The sequence below is a fragment of the Spiroplasma endosymbiont of Colias croceus genome (assembly GCF_964020095.1).
In the GTDB taxonomy this organism is placed as follows: Bacteria; Bacillota_I; Bacilli_A; order Mycoplasmatales; family VBWQ01; genus Spiroplasma_E.
On the sequence record NZ_OZ026536.1, the window covers coordinates 799,730 to 825,400 of the forward strand.

General features: G+C 24.9%; 25 protein-coding genes and 2 pseudogenes. 17 read left to right on the forward strand and 10 right to left on the reverse strand.

Annotation, left to right across the window (positions count from 1 at the left end; translation table 4 throughout):
* The first annotated feature begins 8 nt into the window (after nucleotides 1-8).
* The 10 genes and pseudogenes from AACL24_RS05005 to sepF all read left to right on the forward strand — a co-directional run bounded on the left by AACL24_RS05005 (nucleotide 9) and on the right by sepF (nucleotide 8,457).
* The gene (locus AACL24_RS05005) at nucleotides 9-545 is read left to right on the forward strand and encodes a BspA family leucine-rich repeat surface protein (RefSeq protein ID WP_339049074.1); all 537 of its coding nucleotides are present in this window, start codon (nucleotides 9-11) and stop codon (nucleotides 543-545) included.
* Between the two features lie 304 nt (nucleotides 546-849).
* Nucleotides 850-1,617 carry a hypothetical protein gene (locus AACL24_RS05010; protein WP_339049075.1) on the forward strand — a complete coding sequence of 256 codons (768 nt, stop codon included), beginning with the start codon at nucleotides 850-852 and terminating at the stop codon, nucleotides 1,615-1,617.
* A 242-nt stretch (nucleotides 1,618-1,859) separates the two neighbouring features.
* Complete coding sequence (locus AACL24_RS05015) at nucleotides 1,860-2,504, forward strand: BspA family leucine-rich repeat surface protein (protein ID WP_339049076.1); 645 nt, start codon at nucleotides 1,860-1,862, stop codon at nucleotides 2,502-2,504.
* Nucleotides 2,505-2,535: 31 nt separating this feature from the next.
* Nucleotides 2,536-3,657, forward strand: a pseudogene (locus tag AACL24_RS05020) (IS3 family transposase).
* A gap of 32 nt (nucleotides 3,658-3,689) precedes the next feature.
* Nucleotides 3,690-4,001, forward strand: coding sequence for a BspA family leucine-rich repeat surface protein (locus AACL24_RS05025; RefSeq protein WP_339049077.1), 312 nt, complete (start codon nucleotides 3,690-3,692; stop codon nucleotides 3,999-4,001).
* Nucleotides 4,002-4,274: 273 nt separating this feature from the next.
* On the forward strand, nucleotides 4,275-4,718 hold the full coding sequence (mraZ, locus tag AACL24_RS05030; protein WP_339049078.1) for a division/cell wall cluster transcriptional repressor MraZ: 444 nt from the start codon (nucleotides 4,275-4,277) through the stop codon (nucleotides 4,716-4,718).
* A gap of 5 nt (nucleotides 4,719-4,723) precedes the next feature.
* Complete coding sequence (rsmH, locus tag AACL24_RS05035; protein ID WP_339049079.1) at nucleotides 4,724-5,674, forward strand: 16S rRNA (cytosine(1402)-N(4))-methyltransferase RsmH; 951 nt, start codon at nucleotides 4,724-4,726, stop codon at nucleotides 5,672-5,674.
* 21 nt (nucleotides 5,675-5,695) lie between these two features.
* A complete protein-coding gene (locus tag AACL24_RS05040) occupies nucleotides 5,696-6,976 on the forward strand; it encodes a hypothetical protein (protein WP_339049080.1) in 1,281 nt (426 codons plus the stop codon).
* A 35-nt stretch (nucleotides 6,977-7,011) separates the two neighbouring features.
* Nucleotides 7,012-8,166, forward strand: a complete 1,155-nt coding sequence (gene ftsZ, locus AACL24_RS05045; protein ID WP_339049081.1) for a cell division protein FtsZ — start codon at nucleotides 7,012-7,014, stop codon at nucleotides 8,164-8,166.
* A 6-nt stretch (nucleotides 8,167-8,172) separates the two neighbouring features.
* Complete coding sequence (gene sepF, locus AACL24_RS05050; RefSeq protein WP_174480582.1) at nucleotides 8,173-8,457, forward strand: cell division protein SepF; 285 nt, start codon at nucleotides 8,173-8,175, stop codon at nucleotides 8,455-8,457.
* A 65-nt stretch (nucleotides 8,458-8,522) separates the two neighbouring features.
* On the opposite strand, the pseudogene AACL24_RS05055 reads toward sepF, so the two are convergent.
* From AACL24_RS05055 to rpmB, 6 genes and pseudogenes are all read right to left on the reverse strand, one after another.
* Nucleotides 8,523-9,762 (reverse strand): annotated as a pseudogene (locus AACL24_RS05055) (IS256 family transposase).
* Between the two features lie 326 nt (nucleotides 9,763-10,088).
* Complete coding sequence (gene phoU, locus AACL24_RS05060; RefSeq protein WP_174480791.1) at nucleotides 10,089-10,766, reverse strand: phosphate signaling complex protein PhoU; 678 nt, start codon at nucleotides 10,764-10,766, stop codon at nucleotides 10,089-10,091.
* A gap of 37 nt (nucleotides 10,767-10,803) precedes the next feature.
* Nucleotides 10,804-11,739, reverse strand: a complete 936-nt coding sequence (gene pstB / locus AACL24_RS05065; protein ID WP_339049082.1) for a phosphate ABC transporter ATP-binding protein PstB — start codon at nucleotides 11,737-11,739, stop codon at nucleotides 10,804-10,806.
* Nucleotides 11,664-13,685 carry a phosphate ABC transporter permease PstA gene (gene pstA, locus AACL24_RS05070; RefSeq protein WP_339049083.1) on the reverse strand — a complete coding sequence of 674 codons (2,022 nt, stop codon included), beginning with the start codon at nucleotides 13,683-13,685 and terminating at the stop codon, nucleotides 11,664-11,666. Before pstA ends, pstB begins: the two co-directional genes overlap by 76 nt.
* Nucleotides 13,686-13,699: 14 nt before the next feature.
* Nucleotides 13,700-14,662 carry a PstS family phosphate ABC transporter substrate-binding protein gene (locus AACL24_RS05075; protein ID WP_339049085.1) on the reverse strand — a complete coding sequence of 321 codons (963 nt, stop codon included), beginning with the start codon at nucleotides 14,660-14,662 and terminating at the stop codon, nucleotides 13,700-13,702.
* A gap of 211 nt (nucleotides 14,663-14,873) precedes the next feature.
* A complete protein-coding gene (gene rpmB / locus AACL24_RS05080) occupies nucleotides 14,874-15,065 on the reverse strand; it encodes a 50S ribosomal protein L28 (RefSeq protein ID WP_339049086.1) in 192 nt (63 codons plus the stop codon).
* 218 nt (nucleotides 15,066-15,283) lie between these two features.
* On the opposite strand from rpmB, the gene AACL24_RS05085 reads away from it, so the two are divergent.
* From AACL24_RS05085 to AACL24_RS05095, 3 genes are all read left to right on the forward strand, one after another.
* Complete coding sequence (locus AACL24_RS05085) at nucleotides 15,284-15,631, forward strand: HPr family phosphocarrier protein (RefSeq protein ID WP_339049087.1); 348 nt, start codon at nucleotides 15,284-15,286, stop codon at nucleotides 15,629-15,631.
* A gap of 108 nt (nucleotides 15,632-15,739) precedes the next feature.
* Nucleotides 15,740-16,261 (forward strand): transcription elongation factor GreA, encoded by a 522-nt coding sequence (gene greA / locus AACL24_RS05090; protein ID WP_252320669.1) that lies wholly within the window; start codon nucleotides 15,740-15,742, stop codon nucleotides 16,259-16,261.
* A gap of 376 nt (nucleotides 16,262-16,637) precedes the next feature.
* Nucleotides 16,638-17,467, forward strand: a protein-coding gene (locus AACL24_RS05095) for an IS5 family transposase (RefSeq protein WP_339049088.1) whose coding sequence is annotated in 2 segments (ribosomal slippage) — nucleotides 16,638-17,034 and nucleotides 17,034-17,467 — 831 coding nt in all. Because the reading frame shifts where the segments join, the coding sequence is not laid out codon by codon here.
* Nucleotides 17,468-17,924: 457 nt separating this feature from the next.
* Here AACL24_RS05095 and AACL24_RS05100 read toward each other — a convergent pair.
* Both AACL24_RS05100 and AACL24_RS05105 read right to left on the reverse strand, forming a co-directional pair.
* Nucleotides 17,925-18,341 (reverse strand): hypothetical protein, encoded by a 417-nt coding sequence (locus AACL24_RS05100; protein WP_339049089.1) that lies wholly within the window; start codon nucleotides 18,339-18,341, stop codon nucleotides 17,925-17,927.
* Between the two features lie 5 nt (nucleotides 18,342-18,346).
* Complete coding sequence (locus tag AACL24_RS05105) at nucleotides 18,347-19,630, reverse strand: hypothetical protein (RefSeq protein ID WP_339049090.1); 1,284 nt, start codon at nucleotides 19,628-19,630, stop codon at nucleotides 18,347-18,349.
* A gap of 73 nt (nucleotides 19,631-19,703) precedes the next feature.
* Here AACL24_RS05105 and AACL24_RS05110 point away from each other — a divergent pair, with 73 nt between their 5' ends.
* Both AACL24_RS05110 and AACL24_RS05115 read left to right on the forward strand, forming a co-directional pair.
* Entirely contained in the window at nucleotides 19,704-20,099 is a 396-nt protein-coding gene (locus tag AACL24_RS05110) for a hypothetical protein (protein WP_339049091.1), read from the forward strand.
* A complete protein-coding gene (locus AACL24_RS05115) occupies nucleotides 20,059-20,838 on the forward strand; it encodes an Mbov_0401 family ICE element transposase-like protein (RefSeq protein ID WP_422398081.1) in 780 nt (259 codons plus the stop codon). Before AACL24_RS05110 ends, AACL24_RS05115 begins: the two co-directional genes overlap by 41 nt.
* A gap of 364 nt (nucleotides 20,839-21,202) precedes the next feature.
* Here AACL24_RS05115 and asnS read toward each other — a convergent pair whose 3' ends face one another.
* Nucleotides 21,203-22,621 (reverse strand): asparagine--tRNA ligase, encoded by a 1,419-nt coding sequence (gene asnS, locus AACL24_RS05120; RefSeq protein WP_422398082.1) that lies wholly within the window; start codon nucleotides 22,619-22,621, stop codon nucleotides 21,203-21,205.
* Nucleotides 22,622-22,802: 181 nt separating this feature from the next.
* Here asnS and AACL24_RS05125 point away from each other — a divergent pair, with 181 nt between their 5' ends.
* On the forward strand, nucleotides 22,803-23,339 hold the full coding sequence (locus tag AACL24_RS05125; protein WP_339049094.1) for a hypothetical protein: 537 nt from the start codon (nucleotides 22,803-22,805) through the stop codon (nucleotides 23,337-23,339).
* Between the two features lie 154 nt (nucleotides 23,340-23,493).
* On the opposite strand, the gene AACL24_RS05130 is transcribed toward AACL24_RS05125, so the two are convergent.
* The gene (locus AACL24_RS05130; RefSeq protein ID WP_339048583.1) at nucleotides 23,494-24,732 is read right to left on the reverse strand and encodes an IS256 family transposase; all 1,239 of its coding nucleotides are present in this window, start codon (nucleotides 24,730-24,732) and stop codon (nucleotides 23,494-23,496) included.
* A gap of 143 nt (nucleotides 24,733-24,875) precedes the next feature.
* On the opposite strand from AACL24_RS05130, the gene pnuC reads away from it, so the two are divergent.
* Entirely contained in the window at nucleotides 24,876-25,637 is a 762-nt protein-coding gene (gene pnuC / locus AACL24_RS05135) for a nicotinamide riboside transporter PnuC (protein ID WP_339049095.1), read from the forward strand.
* Nucleotides 25,638-25,671: the final 34 nt, after the last annotated feature.

The following is a 25,671-nucleotide window of genomic DNA, read 5'->3' on the forward strand; positions in this document are numbered from 1 at the left end:
TAACAAATATGAGCAGTCTGTTTAGTGACACATTAGTATTTAATGGTAATATTGCTAATTGAAATGTGTCGAAGGTGACAACTATGAAACAAATGTTTTATTATGCAGCCACATTTAATCAGGATTTGTCAAAATGAGATGTATCTAATGTAACAGATATGTCTGCTATGTTTAGTAAAACTTGAGAATTTAATGGTAATATTACTAATTGAAATGTGTCGAAGCTGACAACTATGAATAATATGTTTAGTGCTTCTGGATCATTTGAAGGTTCATCATCATTTAATCAGGATTTGTCAGAATGAAATGTATCTAATGTCACAGATATGAGTGGTATGTTTAGTAGAACTTGAAAATTTAATGGTAATATTTCAACTTGAGATGTATCTAATGTTACAAATATGAGTGATATGTTTGCATATGCAACTTCCTTCAATCAAAATATTTCAAAATGAAAAGTTGAAAAAGTAAAAAACCATGATAATTTTGCTATTGAGTCAGGAATTGCATCAGATCTTAGTAAATGACCAAAATTTAATAAATAAAATAAATGTTTCAAGAAGAAACAATAAAAAATAATATAAAAAATGATTTTAAACAAATATTATTTAAAATCATTTTTTTAATTTTTTATTGATAATCTAAGTAAAGATTATTATTTACATTACTTAAGATAATTTTTATTTTCTTTATTTTGAATATTGTTTTTTAAATGTTTTGATTTTATAATGTATATGAACAGCCAAGAAATATATGCTTAAATCATTAAGCCTGTTTAGTATTATTACCTAAACAGGTTTTTTTGCTGTTTAATTAGAGAAATTTTAACTTAGAAAGAAGAGTAATTAAATGATAAATAATCAAGAAAAGTATAAAAAAATTATTACTATTGCTTTAAATGCTATTGGTGCTGGTAGTGCTGGTGCAACTACTAAATTATTACATAATGCTCGTCAAGTTTCACAATGATTAAATTTAGCAAATGCTTTAAATAGGGGTGTTTTTGGGACAGCATTTACATTTTTACCAGATAGTAAAAAAGTAGCAACATTAATAGAAGTTTGAAAAATATTAACAAATACCTCATATATAGTTACAACATTAGATGTTAATTTTATTAAAACAATATTTACTAAAGCAAGTAATTGAGATTTAACAATTCCTAATTTACTACGATTTATTATTTTTGAAATATCTGCTATTTCTGGTGTTTTGGCTGGAACAACAACACTTACACGTATTTATTTTACTAATAAAGATTTAGCAACTAATAAAATATTAAAGTCAATTAAAGATGGTTTTAATTTATTATGTCCTTTTGCTGCAATTATTGGAGGAGGATCATTATTTTGAACACCTGGTCTTGATTCAAAAATTATTGCTCCAATTTTTGCTACACTTGATGGAGTTTCTGGAACTACTAATTGATTAATAAATAAATTTTGAAATCGTATTGATTTTGAGACTAATAATGAAAATCAGAGCATATTGGATAATGAAGAAAATGGTACTTTATTAATTAATGATGAAGAATTTAAGACAAGATGTAATGAAACAAATATTGATAATGATTCATCTTCATTAAACTCTGTTAATTCAGTTTTTGTTGCTAATTAGTAATAGTTTTTTGTTAAATTTATTTAAATAGATTTTTAAAATTTAATAATAAAAAACTACTAGCATCTTTGTTGTTGCTAGTGGTTTTTTATTGTTTGATTTGTTAATGTTGTGCTAAAAGTAGTGTTTTGTGGGAGTATAAATATTTGTTATTGCATTATCTTAAAAAGCATTCTAAGATATAAATAACTTATAGATTTAATAAAAAGTTATTGAATAAAATAAAAAGGGAGGTTTTCAATATGAAAACATTGATTACTGCACTAAGTGTTTTAACATTTGGGACATCTATTGGAACTTTAAATACTGTTTTAAATAAAACTCCACAAAAAATTGAACTTTTAGATAATAAAACACAACAAGATACAATTTACATTGATAAAGATGGAAAAGAACAAACAACTAATAAAAGAGATTTATCAAATATAAAAACTACCAAAATTATTCAAATTGGTTTTTATAAAAACAAACAAGGTGAAATTCAAGTTGTTAGAATGCCAGAAACAATTAAAGAAGTACCTGACAAATTACCACCAGAAATAACTTCTTTAAATGTTATGTTTTTGGGTGCTTCACAATTTAATCAAGATTTATCAACTTGAGATGTATCTAGAGTAACAAGTATGTTGAGTGTATTTGCTGGTGCTACTTCATTTAATGGTGATATTTCAAATTGAGATGTATCTAATGTAACAGATATGCTTGTTATGTTTAATGGTAGTTTAAAATTTGATCAAGATCTTTCAAAGTGAAATGTATCTAATGTAAGAAGTATGGGTGGTATGTTTGCTGGTGCTTTATCATTTAATGATAATATTTCAACTTGAGATGTATCTAATGTATGGATGGGTTACAATTTATTGGACACTAATTACGTAGACAAGTAAACAAATTTGTTAAAAGAAAGGAACTATAATTATGGCCAATATTAACTCATATACCGATGAATTTAAAAAACAAATAGTAGCTTTATATCAAAGTGGCAAATCAGTATCTTGCCTTGCTAAAGAATATAATGTTACAAGAGCAGCTACTTACAATTGAATTAAGCAATTTAGTAATTCAGGAAGTTTTAAAACTAAAGATAATCGTTCTTTTGAAGAAAATGAATTAATTAAATTAAGAAAAGAATTAAAGCAATTACGAATGGAAAATGATATTTTAAAGCAAGCAGCACTAATAATAGGCAGAAAATAGAAATTATTGTCAAAAATAAAGCTAAATATAAAATTCGCACAATGTGTCGTTTTTTAAAAATATCTAAATCAACATATTATTTTAATTTAAAGAAAAAAGAAAATAAAATCAAAAATAATATTTATGATGAAGCTGTTATTAGTGCTTTTAAAGAAAATAAAGAAGTTTATGGTACTAGAAGATTAAAAAAAAATTCTAGAAAACCAAGAAATTTATTTATCGCGCAGAAAAATTAAAAAAATTATGAATGAACATAATTTAATATCAAAATATACTAAATTATCATTCAAAAATCATAATAACAAAGTTAACGATAGTCAAATAACTAATCTTGTTAATAGAAAATTTAAGAATAGGATTAAAAATGAAGTTATTGTTAGTGATTTAACTTATGTACAAGTTAATGGTAGGTGAAACTATATTTGCCTATTAATAGACCTATTTAACAGCGAAATTATCGGACATAGTGTTGGAGTTAAAAAAGATGCATCATTAGTACATCAAGCATTTATGCAATCAAATCGCTGTTTAAAAGATATTCAAATATTTCATAGTGATCGCGGTAATGAATTTAACAATAAAATTATTGATAAACTTTTACTAGCATTCAACATTAACCGTTCTTTAAGTAAAAAAGGTTGTCCTTATGATAATGCTGTTGCTGAAGCAACTTTTAAAACTTTTAAAACCGAATTTATTAATGATAAAAATTTTACATCATTAATCCAATTAAAATTAGAATTATTTGATTACATCAATTGATATAACAATATAAGAATTCACAGCACTTTAAACTACTTAACTCCAGTTAAATATCAACAACAAATGTTTACCAAAAAATAGTCCTAAAAAGTGTTGCCATTCCAGTAAGAAGTATGAGCGCTATGTTTACTGGTTGTTTTTTATTTAATCAAGATTTATCAACTTGAAATGTATCTAGTGTAGAAGATATGGTTGGTACATTTGCCAATACTTTAGCATTTAATAAAGATTTATCAAAATGAAATGTATCCAATGTAAGAATTATGACTGGTATGTTTGCTGGCGCAGTATTATTTGATCAAGATCTTTCAAATTGAGATGTATCCAATGTACTAAATCACACTCATTTTGCTGTTGGTTCAGCAATTTCTAATTCTAATAAATTACCTAAATTTAAAAACTTTTTTATTAATAACACTATTTAATTTGATCAAAAGTATTTAATTTCTAAGTAAGTAATTATAATAAAACTTAGAATAATATAATAAAATATTATATTTGTTTTTTTATAAAAGCATATAATATTGACAAACGGTAAATTTAAAAAGTTTTAACTCATTTCTTTATTTTTTTAAAGTAAATGAGTTTTTATTTTTATTATTATATGTTCTTTTATTTTACTGACTAGTCATACATTTAAAGTAATCAATTGCAATTATATGCCAAAGGTTATATAATATGGGTAATAGTGGGAAAGTGTGGGTGATATTATGCTAATAGGACAATCATTGTCAACATTAGATGAAAAGAAACGAATGATAATTCCTTCTAAGTTTAGAAATTATTTTCATAACAATGAGATTGTTATTGTTTCTAAAGGTTTTGAAGGCTGTTTAGTTATTCGTAACGAAATTGAATTTATTAAATGACAAGATAAAATCTTATCACAATCCGAAGGTCAGAAAGAAGCCAGAATTTTAGCAAGACAAGTATTTGCTAATTCAGAAGAATTAACTATTGATAGTAAAGGTCGCATTAATATTCCACATTCATTATTGACACTAGCTGATATTAAACAAAAAGTAATTATGATTGGACTATCGAATAAAATTGAGATTTGATCAGAAACTAATTGAAATAGTTTTAATCAAGATACCAAGGATAAAATTGAGTCGGCGGCAGCAGCTCTAGATGAGATATAAAAATTATGAATAATATCAATGCAAGACACATTTCTGTAATGTTAACAGAAGTAATTGATTTCTTAAATATTAAACCTGATGGTATTTATGTCGATTGTACATTAGGACGAGCAGGTCATAGTAAAGTTATACTATCAAAACTTACCTCTGGCAAACTATATGCTTTTGATCAAGATCAAATGGCCATTGATAATAGTAAAATTATTTTAAAAGATTTTAAAGATAAATATGAAATAATTAAAAGTAATTTTGCAAATATTCAATCTGAGCTTTTAAAAAGAAATATTACTAAAGTTGATGGTATATTATATGATTTAGGTATATCATCACCACAAGTTGATGAAGATATTAGAGGATTTAGTTATATGAAAGATGCTAAGTTAGATATGCGTATGGATCAAAGTCAAAAATTAAATGCGTGAGATATTGTTAATAATTATAATTATGAGCAATTAAAAACAATTATTAAAAATTATGGTGAAGAAGTATTTGCTAGTAGTATTGCTAAAAATATTATTAAAACAAGAACTTTTCAACCAATTGATACCACTTTACAATTGGTTACGATTATTAAAAAATCATTACCAGTAAGAGTATTAAATAAGCATCATCATCCTGCCAAAAAGACTTTTCAAGCATTAAGAATTGCTGTTAACAATGAGTTAGAAACATTAAAATCTTCTTTAAAACAATCTTTGAAATTATTAAAATCTAATGGTAGAATTGTTGTTATTAGTTTTCATTCTTTAGAAGATCGTATTGTTAAACAAACTTTTAATGAAGTTTTAATTGATCCACAAGCACAATTATATGCTAAATTACCAGTTCACAATAATTGAAAAACAAAATATCAGTTAATAATTAAAAAACCAATTACACCAAAGCCTGATGAAATAAATAAAAATCCAAGAGCACGAAGTGCAAAACTAAGAGTTATTACTTATATTGATTCATAAAAATGTTTGGAGGTGAGCAATATGAATTTTCAAGAACTATATGTTGTATGTCAAATTGAAGATTTTAGTTTAAAAGTTATGGTTAATAATTATGTTAATAATCAAATTCAGGTTTTATATAAAGAAACTGTTGATACTGAACAGTTTTCTGAAAATGGTGTAATTATTAATTCAATTGCTACAGGTAAGTTATTAAGGCAAATTATTAATAAAATTAATAATACTTTAAATATAAAAGTACAACGTATTGCCTTAACTTTACCTTCAAATAATTTAAAAATTTATCAATCACAAGCATCACTTGATTTTAAAGATGCTAATCACATTATCACTGATGAAGATTGTAGTAAAGTGATTGAAATGGCTAAAAACATTACTATTGATAATAGTGAAATTATTTGTTTAACTAAACCATACAATTTTAAAGTTGATCATGCAATTGGTAATTGTTCATTACCAATTGCAAAAAAAGGACAAGTTATGCATGTTGATGCTTTAGTTTATTCATTACCTAAAAGTTTATATAATTCTCACCTCGAAGTATTAACTAATGCCGAAACAGAATTGTTAACTGTTACTTTAGATCAATTTGCATTAGTATGTAATATTAAAAATATTGATTTTAATCGTAATACAGTTTTAGTTGATTGAAATATTAATAGTACTAAGATTAGTGTTTTTAGTAATTCAGTATTATTTGCAACAACTAATATTAAAATTGGTTGAAATCAAATAATTCAATCATTAATGAAGCAAATGCATTGTGGTTATGATAAAGCTGAAAGATATTTACAAAAAATTATTAATATAAGTAGTAATTATTTATGCGATGTTGTTGTTGATAAGTATGTTGATGATCAAACAAAATCTATTGTTCGTTTAACAAAAACTGATTTACAAGCAACAGTTAAAAGACAAATTAATGAAATTATTTCTTGTATTGAATATTTTCTTGATGAAGTTAGTGATAATAATAGTTCAGATATGGAAATTATTTTTACGGGAATTACTATTGGTTTATGTGGTTTTGCCAACTATTTTAAAAATAATAGTAAACTAAAAGAAGTAAAATATATGCTTAGTCAAACTCCTGGTGCATATAGTTATCAGTGAACTACTTTAATCGGTAATACTCACTACCAACATTTAGTAAATGTTTTTAGTAATAATTATATTTCATCAATACATAAACCAGAAATTGTATCAAAATTAAATCATTATACGCATTCTAATAATCATGATAATAAGCATTATAATTCCCCCTTTCAACCAAATTATCAGTATAATGATGGTAGTAAATAGAAGAAGACAATTTGATTACTCAGGAGGAAAATAAAATGGAACATAATAATTCACAATTTAAACCAATAGCATCAATTCGGGTAATTGGTATTGGTGGTGCTGGTAATAATGCTGTTAATAGAATGATTGAAGCAGAGGTACAAGGTGTTGATTTTTATGTTGCTAATACTGATGCACAAGTAGTTAATGCATCACCAGCTGAAAATAAAATTATTTTGGGCAAAGAATTATCAAAGGGACTTGGAGCAGGAGCTAATCCCGAAATTGGTAAACAAGCCGCAATTGAAAGTGAAGCAGAAATTAAACGTGCTTTAGATGGTGCAGATATGGTTTTTATTGCTTCTGGTATGGGTGGTGGTACTGGTACTGGTGCTGCATCAATTGTTGCAAGAATTGCTAAAGAATGTGGTGCTTTAACAATTGCTATTGTTACTAAACCATTTAAATTTGAAGGACGTAATCGTAATGCTCATGCTATAGTTGGAATTGAAAATTTAAAGAAACAAGTTGATGCAATTATTATTATTTCTAATGATAAATTATTACAAGTAATTGGTAATATCCCTCTTAAAGATTCGTTTAAAGAAGCAGATAATATTTTACGTCAAGGTGTACAGACTATTACTGACTTAATTGCTGTTCCTGCTTTAATAAATTTAGATTTTGCTGATGTTCGTACTATTATTGAAAATAAAGGTAATGCTTTATTTGGTATTGGAATGTCAAAGGGTGAACATAAAGCTAAACAAGCCGCAACAAAAGCTATTTCTTCTCCTTTACTTGATGATGTGACAATTAAGGGTGCTAAAAATGCTATTGTTAATGTTACTGGTGGAACAACAATGACATTAACTGATGCTAATATTGCTGTTGATTTAGTTCGTGATGCTGCGGGTAATGATGTTAATATCATTTTTGGTGTTGCTGTTAATGAAAATTTAAATGATGAAATGATTGTAACAGTTATTGCCACTGGTTTTGATGAAGAAGGTGCTAATGCTAATAATTTTGTTTATAGTTCAAAAGTTGATAATCATGAATTTATTACCAATAAGACTCAATATTTAAGTGAAGAAATTAAAGAACAAACAAAGAAAAAAGAAGAAGAACAACAAAATTTAGTCCAAGAAGCAGCAATGGAAGCAGATGATGATTTACCATCATTTTTACGAAGACGAAAGGGAGTTTAATTAATTATGGGATGAAGAAGTAAAAAATATAAAGACAATGATGAAAATAGTAATTATAAAACCAGTTTTCAAGAACAAATACAAGAATTTGCTCCTAAAAATTATCAAGAAATTGAATCAGTTGCTAATGCTATGATTTTACAAAAACCAATTAAAGTTAATTTAACAACAACTGTTGAAAATGATCGAAGAAGAATTATTGATTTTCTTTGTGGTATTTCGTATGTTATTGGTTTTGTTGTTGATAAAACTGATATTCATATTTATGAATTTAAAAATGAATTAAGTTAATCTTGAACAAATAGGTTTTTTATTGAGGCTTTTATGTAATCTGTGTATCTTTGTTTTACAAAGTACTAGTTTAGATTAATTCTATCTTCAAATTTTATCATAAAATGAGCAATTGCTGTATTTCAATTTTGAATGGGCATTGTTCATTTTTTTGTTATATTTTCAATTGCTAAATAAAATATTTTAAAAACTGCCATATCATTAGGAAAAACTTTTTTTATTTCTGATAACTTTTCGTAATTGACTATTAACAGATTCAATAGCATTTGTGGTATAAATTACCCTTTTTATTTCTGCAGGATAACTAATAAAAACCATTAAATTATCTCAATTTTTATATCAAGATTTAGCAATTTGTGGATATTGTTTAGTTCATTTATTTTCAAATGATTCTAAAGCTTGCATTGCTTGTTCTTCACTACATGCAGTATAAATTGGTTTTAAATCTGCAACTAGAGATTTTCTATGCTTATATGAGACATATTTCAAACTATTTCTAATTTGATGAACGATGCATAATTGATGTTCGGTTTTAGGATAAACTGATTGTATTGCTTCTGACATGCCTGTTAAATTATCACTACAAGCAATCAGAATATCATTTAAGCCACGATTTTTCATTTCTGTGAAATTGGCTAATCAAAATTTAGAACCTTCATTTTCACTAATTCATAAACCTAAAACATCTTTTTTACCTTCTAAATCAACTCCTAAAGCTATATAAACTGATTTATTAATAATCCGTTTATCTTGTCGTACTTTAACTACTATACAATCAAAATAAACAATCGGATAAACACTATCTAATGGTCGATTTTGCCATGCTTTGACGTCATCAATAACATCATCAGTAATTTGACTAATAACACTTTCACTAATATCAGCACCATGATATAACTCTTGTAATTGCATTCTAATATCTGATAATGTCATACCTTTTGCATATAAAGAAAGAACTTGTTGATCAAAACCATCAAATCTTCTTTGTCTTTTTGCAACTATTACAGGAATAAAATTACTATTACGATCTCTTGGTACATCAATTTCAATTTTACCTTGTTGGGTTATTAATTTTTTTGAACTTATACCATTACGAGCATTGTCACTATTACTATGTTGATTCTTATCATATCCTAAATAATTTTGCATCTCAGAATTCAACATTTTTTCTACTAATCTTTTTGTTAATTCTTTATATAATCCTCCCTCTTTAAAAACTATTGTTAAATCTTCAGTATTTTCTAATAATAAATCTACTGCTTGTGATATTGGATCATTATTATTAATATTTTGCTTTTTAGCCATCTGTAACTCACTCTTTCTAGTCATTTAATTATATTTACTAGAATTAATTAAACATAGTTATTTTTGTAAGTTACACAGATTACTAAACATTACCTATTAAAGCAAACTTTAATAAGAATTTTTGAATTATAAAAGTAAGTATTATTGTTGACTAATATTTTACAAGTGTTAAGATTAACTCACAATTGCATATTGAAGTCAAAATTATTCTCGTCTAACTTTATAATTTTAAGACAAATTTGAATATTATTGACAACATCGGTACGCTCCCAAATATTTAAATGAAACTTGCAAAAAAAGTAATTATTTTAACAATGATTGATAAATTATTCAGATATTTTTGTTGAAGATAAATCATAAAATTTACCTTTAATAATATATACTATTGTTTCACAAATGTTAACTAAGTGATCACCTAGTCTTTCAATATATTTCAACTGTTGCATTGTTGATGTATATTGAGAGAGTTGATCATTATTTTTGTTTACTTTTAACATATTGACAATGTTTTTCATTGATTCACGAAAACGATTATCAATATCGATATCATATTCTGCTGCTTGATAAGCTTTGTTAATATCATTTTCATTTATAGATTCACCAATTAAATCCATCATTTTAAATACTTTTTTCATTAATCCTGATAATTGAGATGTTAATTTAATTTCTGGTTTATATTTGACATTAAATTTGGATAAATTTTTAGCATAATTTGAAATACGTTCTAAATCACGAATAATATTCATATAGCCAATAATAGTACGTAAGTCAGTAGCAAAAGGATTTTGTTGAGCAATACTTCAAATTGCAGTAATTGTTAAACTTTCAGCGACTGTTCTAATTTCTTTATCGGTTTCAACAATTCTTTTTGACATATCAAAATCTTGTGTTTCCATTGCTATTAAAGCGTCTTTATGTTCTTTTTTTACTTCTTTTAATAAAGTTAATAAGTTTTGTTTTAAATTTATGATATCTAAATCAAATCTACGGTTAATTATTTTCATTTTTTCCTCCTTTCTCTATAATTAATTATATATATTTTTAACCAAATCTGCCGGTAATATAATCTTCTGTTCTTTTATCTTTTGGTCGTGAAAATATTTTTTTAGTATTATTATATTCAATGACTTCTCCATTTAAGAAAAAAGCAGTTTTATCAGAAATTCGTGCTGCTTGTTGCATTGAATGAGTAACAACAATAATTGTAAAGTCTGATTTTAAATCATTCATTAAGTCTTCAATTTTAGATGCGGCAATCGGATCTAGAGCTGAAGTTGGTTCATCCATTAATAGTACTTCTGGTTTTAGGGCAATAGCACGAGCAATACATAAACGTTGTTGTTGGCCACCTGATAATGATAATGCTGAATCAAATAAGTGTTGAGCAACTTCATCTCATAAAGCCGCTTTTTTTAAAGCATCTTCGACAATTTGATTTAGAATGTTTTTGTTTTTAATGCCTTGATTTTTTGGACCATATGCAACATTATCATAAATTGACATTGGAAAGGGATTAGGTTTTTGAAATACCATTCCAACTTTAGTTCGTAATGAAATAATATTTTTTTTATTTTCATAAATATCTTCATTATTGAATAATATTTGTCCATTAATTTTAACACCATCAATTAAATCATTCATTCTATTTAAAGTTCGTAGTAATGTTGATTTGCCACAACCACTTGGTCCAATAAAAGCGGTTACTTGATTACGACTTATTTCTAAATTTATATTAAATAAAGCTTGTTTTTTACCATGATTATAGAAGAAATTTAAATTTTTAATAGTAAAAACATAATTACTTTTTGGAATATTTTCTATATTTGATAAATTATTTGATTTGTTATTTGGTTTTTTCTTAAATTTATCTTTCACTTTTAAAAAGTAAGGTTTAATCACATTTACTTTTCTTTTTTTATTGCTATTCGCTGATTCTTTCTTGCTTTCATTTTTTCTTTTAATAATTCAATTGAGCATTTTGTTTTCACCCCGATTCCTGTTGTTAAACTTTTTTCAAAATGTTTTGCTATAAAATTTAAAATAAATATTAGTATAACTGTTATTAGTGCTGTTTGGTACATCATTCCTAATTTATTAGGGTCATTTGATTCTTTATTAACTAATAAAATATGGGTTGTTAAAGTTTGTCCTGAACTTAAGAAACCTTTATTGGGAAAAGCAACAGTGCTTCCTAATGTTAGATAAACTGGTGCTGATTCACCAATAATTCTACCCATTGATAAAATCATACTAGTAATAATGCCACCAATGGCAGCTGGAATAACTACTTTTCTTATTGTTTCAAATTTACTAGCACCTAGTGCTAATGATGCTTGACGATATTCAATAGGTACTGATTTTAATGTATCTTCTACTGCTCTAATAATAAGTGGTAAAATAACAATTGTTAATGTTAAACTAGCAGCAATTGCTGAGAAACTTATTTGTAAGAAAGTAATAAAAAAAGTAAATCCAAACATACCAAAGATAATTGATGGCGTAGAAGTTAAGGTATTTAGCACAAAACGTAATATTGAAGCAAATCAACCATTTTTGGCATATTCTTGAAGATAAATTGCGCCAATAATACCTAATGGCATAGCAATAGTAATTGTTGTTAATACCAATAAACATGTCATTGTGATAATTGATAAGTAACCTTCATCACTGGTTGTTCAAATTAAAGCCGCAAAATTAAAATTGAAAACGCTACTACCAGCATTACCACTAATGTTGAAGATACCATTAATAATAATATCACCAATAATTCAAATAATTAATCCCATAGTAATAAAACAAGCTAGCCCCATAAAGAATAATCGAAAATAGTCTTTAAAGTGTTTTCAGCCTTGATTTTTAATAGTTTTTTCACTAATAGTTAACATTAGTTGATTATCAGATAGATTTATTTTTTTTAAATTATAATTTCGTGGTTTTTTATGACCTTTTGCTTTTTTATCACTACGTTTATAAATTATTAAAACAATAAAGTTAATGATTGAAACTATAATAAATAAAAATAAACCAATTCCATATAATGCTGATATTTGTTGAGAACTAACTGCTTCTCCAATTTCTAGTCCAATTACTCCCGCTAAAGTAGAAATTGAACTAAATAAAAATGCAAGTGGACCATGTGCAAAATTGGGGGTTAGAGTACTATTACCAGCAATCATGACAACGGCCATTGTTTCACCAATGACTCTTCCAAATCCAAAAATTATTGCACCAATGATTTTGGTTTTTGCCGCTTTAAAAATGACTTTAAAACTAGTGTCAGTCCTGCTAATACCTAGTGCTAATGATGCATATAGATAAGATTTTGGTACTCTAGTAATAGCATTAACAGATAATGAAATAATTGTTGGTAATGCCATCATTGATAAAATAAAACTTGCTGTCATCATATTTTCTTTGGTTGGTGCTCCCATTTTTACAAAAATAGGACCAATGGTCATTAAACCAAAAGCACCAAAAACAACTGAAGGAATACCAGATAATAATTCTACTAAAGTTAATGTTGTTTTTTTTAATTTTGGTGGTAAAAATTCACATATAAATAATGATGTTAGTAAACTTAAAGGAACAGCAAGTATCATTGAAAATAGCGCAACTCAAAAAGTGGCAACAACAAAGGCAATAATACCAAAACTATTAGCACTAGGTAATCATTTACTATTTCCTAACATTTTAAATCAATTAAGAAAACTCATATTACTAAATGTTTGGCCGATAATAAAACCAATTAATAATGAAGCGGCAATTAGTGCTAATGAAGATATAGACAATACACAAATTTTAGCAATCAAATCATAAGTATGTTTTTTTTGTTCACTAATAAAAACATTTTTTGGATCATGATTTTTATTAAAATGATTAAAAGTTATTTTATGTCAAAACTTTTTAAAAGATTTGGATTTCATTTATTAATACTCCTTTATGGAAAATTGTTTAATCACTGATTTAAATCATGATTTAATTTGTCAGTTAATGGTACTGCTGATTGTGCGTATTGAGCTTCTGAAAAAGCAGGAACTACGTATTCGTTATGACCTGGATAGCCAGGAATAAACAAGAATTTTAGAAATTTAACTAAAGTATTAATTTGTTTAAAATTTTTATTTATTAAACCTGTAAATGGTCGTGATAACTGATAAGTACAATTTTTAATGGTATCTAAACTTGGAGCAATTTTTTCTCAATTAGCAATATGAATATTAGTGAATTGTTTATTTGAATCTAATTGTTTTTTATCTGAATATGAACTATAACCAACACCACCACTAGACATATTAAACATTTGTGTACTTGAATTAACGGTTATTGCTTGTGGATAATATGCTTTTGAATCACCCAGAACTTTTTCATTAAAAACATCTCGTGTTCCTGAACCATTTTCTCTAGTATAAGGTAAAATTTTGAGGTCACAAGTTGGTTTGATTCAACCTTGATTTGGTTCTGAAGTATTTTGTGGAAATAAATCTCTTCAGAAAATAGACGATTTTAAATACATTTTTTTTACTTTATCTTGTGTAAAATTTAGAGGTTTATCATTACCTAAGCAATCTTTTGGTAAATTATAAACTAAAATCATGCCATCTTTTGATAAAACAAAAGAAATTAAATTATTATTAGGAGTTGTATATTCCTTTGAAAGTCAGCCAATACCAAACATATTTTTATTAACGGGAATTACTGCTGCATCTGAACCTAAACTGTTATAAGTAAAATCTGCTTCTTTATGATTATCAGGATAGTCTTCCATTAATGTATGCATTAAAGGTGCTACTGAAGTTGAACCACCCATAATAAAATAGGGTTTATGACTAACTAAAGTTACAATAAAAATAGTAATCATTGTGATTAATCAAAATAATGACAAAATTCTTTTTTTTAGCATATAAATCCACCCAACTGAGAGTTTTCTTTATCATACACGTATTATAACAATATAATTGATAAAAACTAGAAAAATTATTTCATTTTTATAAAAAATGTAGGTTCTAGACTATATTATTAATATTTTTAATTTAATATAAAAAAATAAAAGAAAAGTATTTCTTTCTTTTATTAGTATTCTTTATTTATATAATTCAAAAGATAAAATAACTTTATTTTTTATTATCTAAAGCATTATTTTTCTTTAAAGTTTTTAAAGTATGAGCACTAATCATTAAAGTTTTTCCACCAATTTTTACTGGTTGTAAGTTTGGATTTCATTTTCTTCTAGAAGAGTTCATCGCATGCGAACGGTTGTTACCAGCTAGTGGACCAATACCACTTAAAGCACATTTTCTTGCCATAGTTATTTTCTCCTTATTAATGTTTTAACTAATAAATAATACCATATTTATTTATTTATTTTAAAAAAAATTAAAATTTATTTGTAAAAAATTGAATATTTACTAGGACATTATTTTAATAAGAAAAATTTAAATTATATATTTTTTTTATTAAAATAAAAAATATGTTATAAATAAACTATATTATACAAATTTTTAAGAAATCTTGGAGGAAAAAAATGAATTGTATTATTTATGCTGTGCAAATTAATGATGAAAAAAAGATTGGTTTACATGCACGACCAATAGCCAAAATTGCTGCTGCTATTAGTAAGTATAAAAATATTGAGGTAGAAGTCATTAAATTACCTGATAATGCAGATATTACGAAGCCAGTAAAACTTACTGGTAATGAAACTAAAGTTAAAGCTAAGTCAGTTCTTAATTTTCTAGGTTTACAAGCAAAAAATTTTAGTAAAATTGCTTTTATTATTACAAAAATGGATGAGAAAGAAGAAGATAAAAAACTTGAAGAAGTTAAAACAGAAATTATTTCTTTATTAAAAGAAGAAAAATTAATAAAGTAAATGGTTTTAAAAAAAGTATTCTTTTGAATACTTTTTTTAAAACCATTTACTTTATGATATAATTATTTACGTTCTTAAAATATTAAATTATATAAATGGAGGCATTTAATGAGCGAAATTAACAAAAATAAAGAAATAATAATTTCAGAACAAGGTTTAGAAAAGTTAAAAACTGAATTATATAAACGAATTAATGTTGAACGTGAATCGATAAAAGAACGATTAAAAGCAGCTAGGGCTGATGGTGATTTATCAGAAAATGCTGATTATACTAGTGCGCGTGAAGAGCAAGGTAAAAATGAAGCACGCATTCAAGAACTTGAAACGATTATTACTAGTGCTGTTATTCTTGAAGAACAAAAACAACGTAAAAATAGTAATATCAAAGCAGTTCGTGTTGGTAGTTGAGTAACAATTGTAAAAATTAAAGATGGTAAAATTGTTTCTGATTCAGAAGAAAAATTTAAAATTGTTGGAAGTATTGAAAGTAATCCATTTGAAGGATTAATTTCTAATGAGTGCCCATTAGCAGTATCAATTATGAATTGTGTTGTTGGTGATATTGTTGATATTAAAGGTATTAAAGAAACATATAGGGTAAAAATTATAGAAGTAAAAAATCAATTATAAATAATTTAATTAAAAATGACCACTAATAAATAGTGGTTATTTTTAATTATTTATTAATTTATAATTGAACAGAATGATAATTATAAGTTTTGTTTTCTTTAGTATCTAAATTACTTTGTTGTTTGATTTTTTCAAAATTATTATCTGGGATTTTTAAACAATCATTTAGTAATTCTTTTATGTTAGAATTTTCAATATTAAAGTTTTCACATATTTCTTTTAAAGAAAGTTTAGTTTCAAAGTATGTTTCATCATTTTTAATAGTTATATCTTCTTTAATAATTTTATTTTTTAAGTCATTAGACTTCTTGCAAAACCTATCTATTAAAAATTAAATTTTTAAAATAAAATTAAAAATAAAAAAGATAGGTAATCTATGATGTTTGATAAAGTAAAAACTATTAACAATCCAGAATTATTAAGATTAACTGGTATAAATGATATTATTTTTAATAAAATTCTAGAAATTTTAAAGACAGAAGAAGTAAAAAAGTTTAAAAATGGTGGTACACCTAATAAATTATCATTAGAAAATCGTTTATTAATGACTTTAGAATATTGAAGAGAGTATCGAACTTATTTTCATATTGCTAAAAGTTATGGAATGAGTGAAAGTAGTTGCTATAGGAATATCAAGTGAATAGAAAATACTTTAATAAAACATCCTGATTTTCAACAACTTGATGGGCAAAAATCACTGTTAAATAATAATTTTAAAGATAAAACAGTTATCATTGATGTGACTGAAAGTACTATTCAACGCCCAAAAAAAGTCAAAAACAATATTATTCAGGAAAAAAGAAAAAACATACAATAAAAACTCAAGTCATAATTGAAAAAGATAGTAAAAAAATTATAAGTTCTTATTTTTCTTATGGTAAAAATCATGATTTTAAAATTTTAAAAAATTCAAAAACGAAATTTTTATCAGAAACAACTATTTTAGTAGATTTAGGATATCAAGGTATACAAAACATACATAAAAATGTCTTATTACCTAAACGAAAATCAAAGAAAAACTCTTTAACTAAAGAAGAAAAGAAAAATAATAAGGCTATTTCAAAAATGAGAGTTGTTATTGAACATGTTTTTGCGATTCTTAAAAAATTTAAAATTATTAGTGAAAAATATCGAAATAGAAGAAAAAAAATTGCATTAAGATTTAATTTAATAGCTTCAATTTATAATTTACAATTATTAATTTAAATATATTTGATAATTTAATATTTTATTTTTTTATTTGAAATAATAATTTTTGTTGTATTTTAATGACAAAAAATAAAACATATTTTGAACAATAATTTTTAAAAAATATTAAAAGTGTTATTAAAATAAATTTTTAAACTTAAAAAATGTGATTAATATCATAGTTTTGCAAGAAGTCTAATATTTAACTCCACTAACATTATGGGTAAGCACCCCCCATGATTAATCCTATTGTTCCAGTTGTAGCACCAGTTAGTGCTAATCCTAATGTTATTTTACTTAAATTTGTTTTTATTCATGTTTTCATATTAAATTACTCCTTTTTTCCTTTATTTTACTTTAAAATTGTACTATTTTTGATTATTTTTACAAGTATGCTTTTAAATAAAAAATAACGCCTAAATGCAAGGCGTTTATTTTGTGAGACCAATAATATTAATGATATTCAACTTGTTTATTATATAGCAAATGTGAAGATGCTTTTTTTCACACTAGCATTATTTTTACCCCTAATTACATTTTTATATGGATACAGTGCATAAAACAGAGCATCATAAGGGTCTTGGTACATATTCTTATCAGGAATGTTAGGTTTTGTTTCATCATAACGTAATTCTTCTAAACATTGAGTAGTTTTTGGTAAATCATCTTTATTTGCATAAAAGTTTCCATAACTCATAATATTTCTCATTCAAACTACTCTATTAGTTAATCCTGCTTCTTGATTTAAATTTGAAGCATGTTTAATAGCAGTTTGTGTTATTAAAATAGTATTATGTTCATCAATTAATTTTTGATTTAATCAATCAATTGCTGTTCTAGCTTTATCATCATAAAAATAAATTGCTTGGTCAAAATTTTCAAAATTATCCATTAATCCTAAATTTCATTAACATAAGCATTAATTTTTTCATTTTCATTAATAAAATCATTTGGAGTAACTATTAATTCACAAATAACATAAGGGTCATAATATCCACTATTATTATATTCTTTAAACCCAACTACCATAAATACAGTATGGTCTTTTGGTCCCGTAGCTCAATCAATACCAACACTATAAAAATCAAATTTATACATATCTTTTTCTTGATTATAAAATTGTTTTAAATCATATGATTGTCAATATTTTACTGTTTTTTGAAATGGGAAAATTGTTGCATCACTATCTAAAAATTCAAAACCATAATAAACAGTATTATATTCATCTTCATTACTTTTTTTCATTTCTAATAATTTTCTTTGTTGGATATTCGGTAACTTATCTCAAAATGGTTTAATAGTAAATCTTAAAACAAATAAACCTAAACCACTAAACATGTCTTTATTTTCATAATAAACTTTGCCAATTTTTTTAAGATTTTTCATTACTTCATTATTTAATGGTAAAAATGGCGTACAGTATTTTAAATAAAATGGATGATATTTATCATAAGGATTGCATGTAAAAGTCATAAAAAAGTTTTTATAAAAATAACGAGTAATCTTTTTTCCAAAAGTAGGGCTATATATATTTTTATCAATAAAAGTTCAATTTCATTCTTTAATTGGTTCATTTGACACTTTAATTCTGTTACTTCTAAACATAGATATTTCTAATCGCTCATAGCGATATGTTAATTCTTTATCAGTAAGTGTTTCTTTTTCTTCTGCCATGATTATTTCATCTGTTCTTGAACCTAAAAAACTTGAACCACCTGCTTCTTTTCCAAAAATCTTATTACCATTAGCATAACCAATAAAGTCAATTTGTTGATTATTAGGAAAAATAATACAACCACCATCCTTAGTTATTTTTCATTTAATACCATGTGGATTATTAGGTAATAAATTAATATGATATGTATCTAATAAAACTTGACAAACATTCATTAAAGCACCAATTGTAGTTTCACTATGAGTATTTTCATATCTTCTTACTTCTTGGACACTACTATCACTAAAATTACAACATATAAATAAATCAAATGCTAAGCAGTTTCAAGTTTTTCTTGTTCCACGTGCTGTTGGTATAAAACGATAAAAACAATTAGTAGTAAAATATTCTGCTCATTCATCACCAACAAATGCTTTAAAAATATCTCAATTAAAACCATAATTATTATCACTAAAATTAAGATTATATTTTTTATTCAGTTGTGCATAACTACTAATAAAAGCCATATTTTACTCCCTAATTTTTATAAACAATACAATTAAATTATTAACAAACAAAATTTAGAAAGGAACATTAAAAATGTTTATATTACCATTTCCTAATCTTTTTGATTGAGACAAACACGATTTTAATCAAGATGAATTAAGTTTAAAACAAACAGAAGAATTATTTGCAAAAATTGATGATTATTTATGAAGTATATGTGATAAATCTGAATATAAATCATATAGATTTAGAAAAAGAAGATTAAAAGCAAAAAAAGGTTTATTAAATTATAAACGACGTATTTGTACACATTATAACCCAAAAACACAAAAAAAGGAATTTGTTTCATTGTTAGATAATTATCTTGGTGTTAAAAAATATAGTAAACTTGCACCAAATGTTATTAAACAAATTTTAAAATATTTTGCTGATGGTAAAAAGTATCGTGATGTTTGTTGATACTTTTATTGAAGATTTAATAAGTACTAGTACAGTTTGTAGAACATATAAAAAATTTGAATTACCAAAAGCTAATATTCCAAAAATATCATTACAACCAAATCAAAATTTATACTTAAATATTGATGATGGACATAGAAAATTTAAGTTTAATGAAAGACACAATACTAAAAATTGTAAAAAATGTTCTATGAGATTATTAGTATTTTGTACTGGTAAAAAGAAAAATGGAAAATTAATTAATAAAAGAGCTGTATGTAAAATAAGAATATCAAAAACAGAAATTGGTGCAGAAAAAACAGCAAAATTAATTCAAACATATGGTAATTTATTTTTTGAAAATTTTGATCAAGCAAATTTAATAGTTTGTGGCGATAGTGCAAAATGAATTAGAAAAACTGCTACAATTTTAAATGCTAAATTTATTTTAGATAAATTTCATGCTTTTCATGTTTTATTTCTTGGAATAATGGCTGGAAGAAGAAAAAATAAAATAGCTAAATTACACTATGAAAATGCCATAAATTTATTTGCCAAAGGTCAATATTATGAATTAATTGATTTTTTACAATCACTAACTTTACAATATAAAAAATTAAAAGTTGGTTATTTTATTAATGCAAAAGATGGTGTATTAAACCAAGCATTAGTTGAAAATATTGGTTGCTTTACTGAAACTAATATTAAACAAATTTTAAAGCATATGATTGGTGATAGAACATATAACATTGATATGTATACAAAAATGGTTAATTTTAAATGCTATTAAATAAATACTGCCATCCAGTTATTATAAATTAAAATTAAAGATTTTAAAAAACCAAAAATAAAATAAAACTTATTAAAGTAAACTTTAATAAGAATTTTTGAGTTATAAAAATAAGTATTATTGTTGACTAATATTTTTCAAGTGTTAAGATTAACATACAATTGCATATTGAAGTCAAAATTATTCTCGTCTAACTTTATAATTTTAAGACAAATTTGAATATTATTGACAACATCGGTACGCTCCCTAATAATTATTTAATACTAAATTAATTATATATTATGTTGGATTTTAATGTAGTAATAGGAGTTTTAAATAACATTATAAGTTTAATTTAAAAAGATATTATTAAAATATTATTATTTTAGAATAATAAGTTATTTGGTGTACGAGGAAAAGGAATAACATCTCTAATATTATTAATACCAGTAATAAACATTAAAAATCTTTCTAGACCTAAACCAAAACCAGCACTTGGTGCATATCCATATTTTCTTAAATCAAAATATCATTGTAGATCATTACCCTCAATTTTGAATTGGGTTTTATTTTTTAGTAATTGTTCATAATTATCTTCACGAACAGAACCACCAATTAATTCACCAATCCCTGGCACTAATAAATCCATAGCTGCCACTGTTTTTTGTTGTGGATAATTACTATCAATTGGATTAAGTTTCATGTAAAAAGCTTTGATGGTTTGTGGATAGTTAATAACAAAAGTTGGCTGCTTAGTTATTTCTTCACATAAATATCTTTCATGTTCTGATTGTAAATCAATTCCTCATTTAATTTCATTAAATTCAAATTTTTTTCCTTTTTTTTGTGCATTTAAAAGTAATTCAATTACTTCTGTATAAGTAATAACTTTAAAATCAGATTTAAAATCGGCAATTTTTTCTAATTTTTCAATTAGTGATTGTTTATTTTTAGTTTCTTGTTTTTGTTCTAAAAATTTTAATTCAGAATTACAATTATTTAGAACATCTCTAATAACAGTTTTTATTAGTTTTTGGGCTAGTATAATATTATCTTGTAGATTACTAAAGGTAAATTCTGGTTCTACCATTCAAAATTCTGCTGCATGACGTGTAGTATTAGATTTTTCAGCACGAAATGTTGGTCCAAATGTATAAACTTTTTGTAAAGATTGAGCGTAGGCTTCAGCATTTAACTGACCACTAACAGTTAATGAGGCTTTTTTCCCAAAAAAATCCTTTTCATATTTATCATTAGTTATAGTAGTAACAATAAAATTTTCACCAGCACCTTCAGCATCATTAGCTGTAATAAGAGGACTATGTAGGTAAATAAATTGATTATTATGAAAAAAATTATGAATAGATCATGATACTTGATCACGAATTCTAAATAATGACAAGAAAGTATTAGTACGAACACGTAAGTGTGCATGTTCACGAAGAAATTCATTTGTATGTTCTTTTTTTTGGATTGGATAATCATTAGCGCATATGTTGTAGACAGTAGCAGTAATTACTTTTAGTTCAAATGGTTGTTTCGCATTTGGTGTTAAAATTAAATTACCAGTAATAGTAACAGCACTACCAGTAGTAACATTAGTTAAATTGTTAGTATTTTCTAAATTTGGATCATATACTACTTGTAAGTTATTAATTGAAGAACCATCGTTTAAATCTAAAAACCCAACTTTTTTACTATTTCGATTAGAACGAACCCAACCGTTAACAGTTACTTGTGTTGGTATTTTTTTAGTTTTATCGTTACTATTAATAAATAAATTATTAATTGTGTAAATCATTATTGTTCCTCCTATTTATTTTTATATAATAAATAAATTATATATTAACTATTATCTTAGTAGGGAATTATTTATGATTTTTTTCATTAATATTTGGGATAAATTTTATTTTTAGTTAGTATAAAATTTCAAATTGAATTTTAAGTTAATGTTATAATATTACTTATAGTAAAGGGGGTTTATTATGGGCAAATTTTTAAAGTTAATTACTAATGGCTTTATGACAGGTGTTAGTGAACCATGATGTAATAATGAAGGAGTTGGAGTTTTACCTTTTGTATATAAATACAATCAATATTGATTTTTATTAATGAAAGAAAAGAATCCTTTATTTGAAAATAAAAAGATATCATTTTTTAGTACTCTAACAGGTGGTTGTAAATTAGGTAAATCATCACTAGAAACTGTTAAGAATGAAATTTTAGAAGAGACAGGAATTAATATTAGAAGCTTAAAACTTGATTGTATTTATAGACTTGGTAGTTACTATGCTAATAAAACTTCAATAAAAATATGAGATTTTTATGCTGTTGATTTATCTAGTTTGAATTTAGATTTAAAGTTAAGTTATTTTGGTAAAGGTGATGGTAGTATTGGTGAAAATGGTATTAATGGTATTTTCATTAATGAGAGTGAACTAGATAAAGTTAATGATGCACTTACATTGGCAATTTATGGAAAATTACGATTGAATAATACATTAGTGAACATAAATAAATAAATAAATTTAAAAGGAAGAAAATATGTTTAAAGATATAAAATTTAGATTTATAAAAAGAAAGAAAAATATAAAAGAATTTTTATTATCAATACCCAAAGATCTTAATAAAATTCGAGGCTTTTATGTAATCTGTGTATCTTTGTTTTACAAAGTACTAGTTTAGATTAATTCTATCTTCAAATTTTATCATAAAATGAGCAATTGCTGTATTTCAATTTTGAATGGGCATTGTTCATTTTTTTGTTATATTGTCAATTGCTAAATAAAATATTTTAAAAACTGACATATCGTTAGGAAAAACTTTTTTATTTCTGATAACTTTTCGTAATTGACTATTTACAGATTCAATAGCATTTGTTGTATAAATTACTCTTTTGATTTCTGTAGGATAACTAATAAAAACCATTAAATTATCTCAATTTTTATATCAAGATTTAGCAATTTGAGGATATTGTTTATTTCACTTATTTTCAAAGGATTCTAAAGCCTGCATTGCTTGTTCTTCACTACATGCAGTATAAATTGGTTTTAAATCTGCAACTAGAGATTTTCTATGCTTATATGAGACATATTTCAAACTATTTCTAATTTGATGAACTATGCATAATTGATGTTCTGTTTTAAGATAAACTGATTGTATTGCTTCTGACATGCCTGTTAAATTATCACTGCAGGCAATAAGAATATCATTTAAGCCACGATTTTTCATTTCTGTTAAATTTGCTAATCAAAATTTAGCACCTTCATTTTCACTAATTCATAAACCTAAAACATCTTTTTTACCTTCTAAATCAACTCCTAAAGCTATATAAACTGATTTATTAATAATCCTTTTATCTTGTCGTACTTTCACTACTATGCAATCAAAATAAACAATCGGATAGACACTTTCTAATGGTCGATTTTGCCATGCTTTTACATCATCAATAACATCATCAGTAATTTGACTAATAACACTTTCACTAATATCAGCACCATGATATAACTCTTGTAATTGCATTCTAATATCTGATAATGTCATACCTTTTGCATATAAAGAAAGAACTTGTTGATCAAAACCATCAAATCTTCTTTGTCTTTTTGCAACTATTATAGGATTAAAATTACTATTGCGATCTCGTGGTACATCAATCTCAATTTTACCTTGTTGAGTTATTATTTTTTTTGAACTTATACCATTACGAGCATTGTCACTATTACTATGTTGATTCTTATCATATCCTAAATAATTTTGCATCTCAGAATTCAACATTTTTTCTACTAATCTTTTTGTTAATTCTTTATACAATCCTCCCTCTTTAAAAACTGTTGTTAAATCTTCAGTATTTTCTAATAATAAATCTACTGCTTTTGATATTGGATCATTATTATTAATATTTTGCTTTTTAGCCATCTGTAACTCACTCTTTCTAGTCATTTAATTATATTTACTAGAATTAATTAAACATAGTTATTTTTGTAAGTTACACAGATTACTAAACATTACTTAAAATTCCATTTTCTGCTAAAGTAGCTATTATTTGTTTAGGGATTTTTATGTTATGAAATACATTTTTTGATTTGAATCATTTTATTAATTCTAATTTATATTCTTCGGTTTGAACTATTGTAAATCGTCAAGCTTATCATCCTTGACAGCAAGTATTATTATTCTTAAATGGTATTGCTGCTTTTACTAATGTTATTTGTATAATTTTAATTTCATTTGGTAAAATTTCTAATTTTTTTTGAGGCTTTTTTGCTGTTAGTATTTATGGTTGTATTGCTTTAGTTTGAGATTATGTTGGTGATATGCAGTTGAATTTATTTTTCTTTTTGCCTTTTCAATTTATTGGCTATAGTTTATGGAAATTTCATTTAGATTCACAACAAGAAATAATTTCTAAACGTTTAAATTTAAAAACAAGTATTGTTACTATTTACTTTGCAATTGTTTTATCAGTATTTTTTTATTTTGAAATTCCTGAATTTTCACGTGTAATTTTAGGGAAATATGATTTTGATGGTAATACTTTTCAACAAGTTTTACCACATATTGTAGATTCATTAACTAATTCTTTAAGTATTGTTGCGCAAATACTAATGTTATTACGTTTTCGTGAACAATGAATTTTTTGAATAATTGTTAATATTTTTCAAATAGCTATGTATTCGGGAGTTGCTCATAATCGTTTGGATGTAAATCTTTTATTAATGTGAATTGTTGCTCTTGGTAATTCTGGTTTTGGTTTTTATCAATGATTTTTTGTAAGAAGTAAAGAAAAAGTAGTAGTTAAAAAAGAAACATATGAGCAGTAATAACTTTTAAATAAGAAAAATAATAATTTAGAAA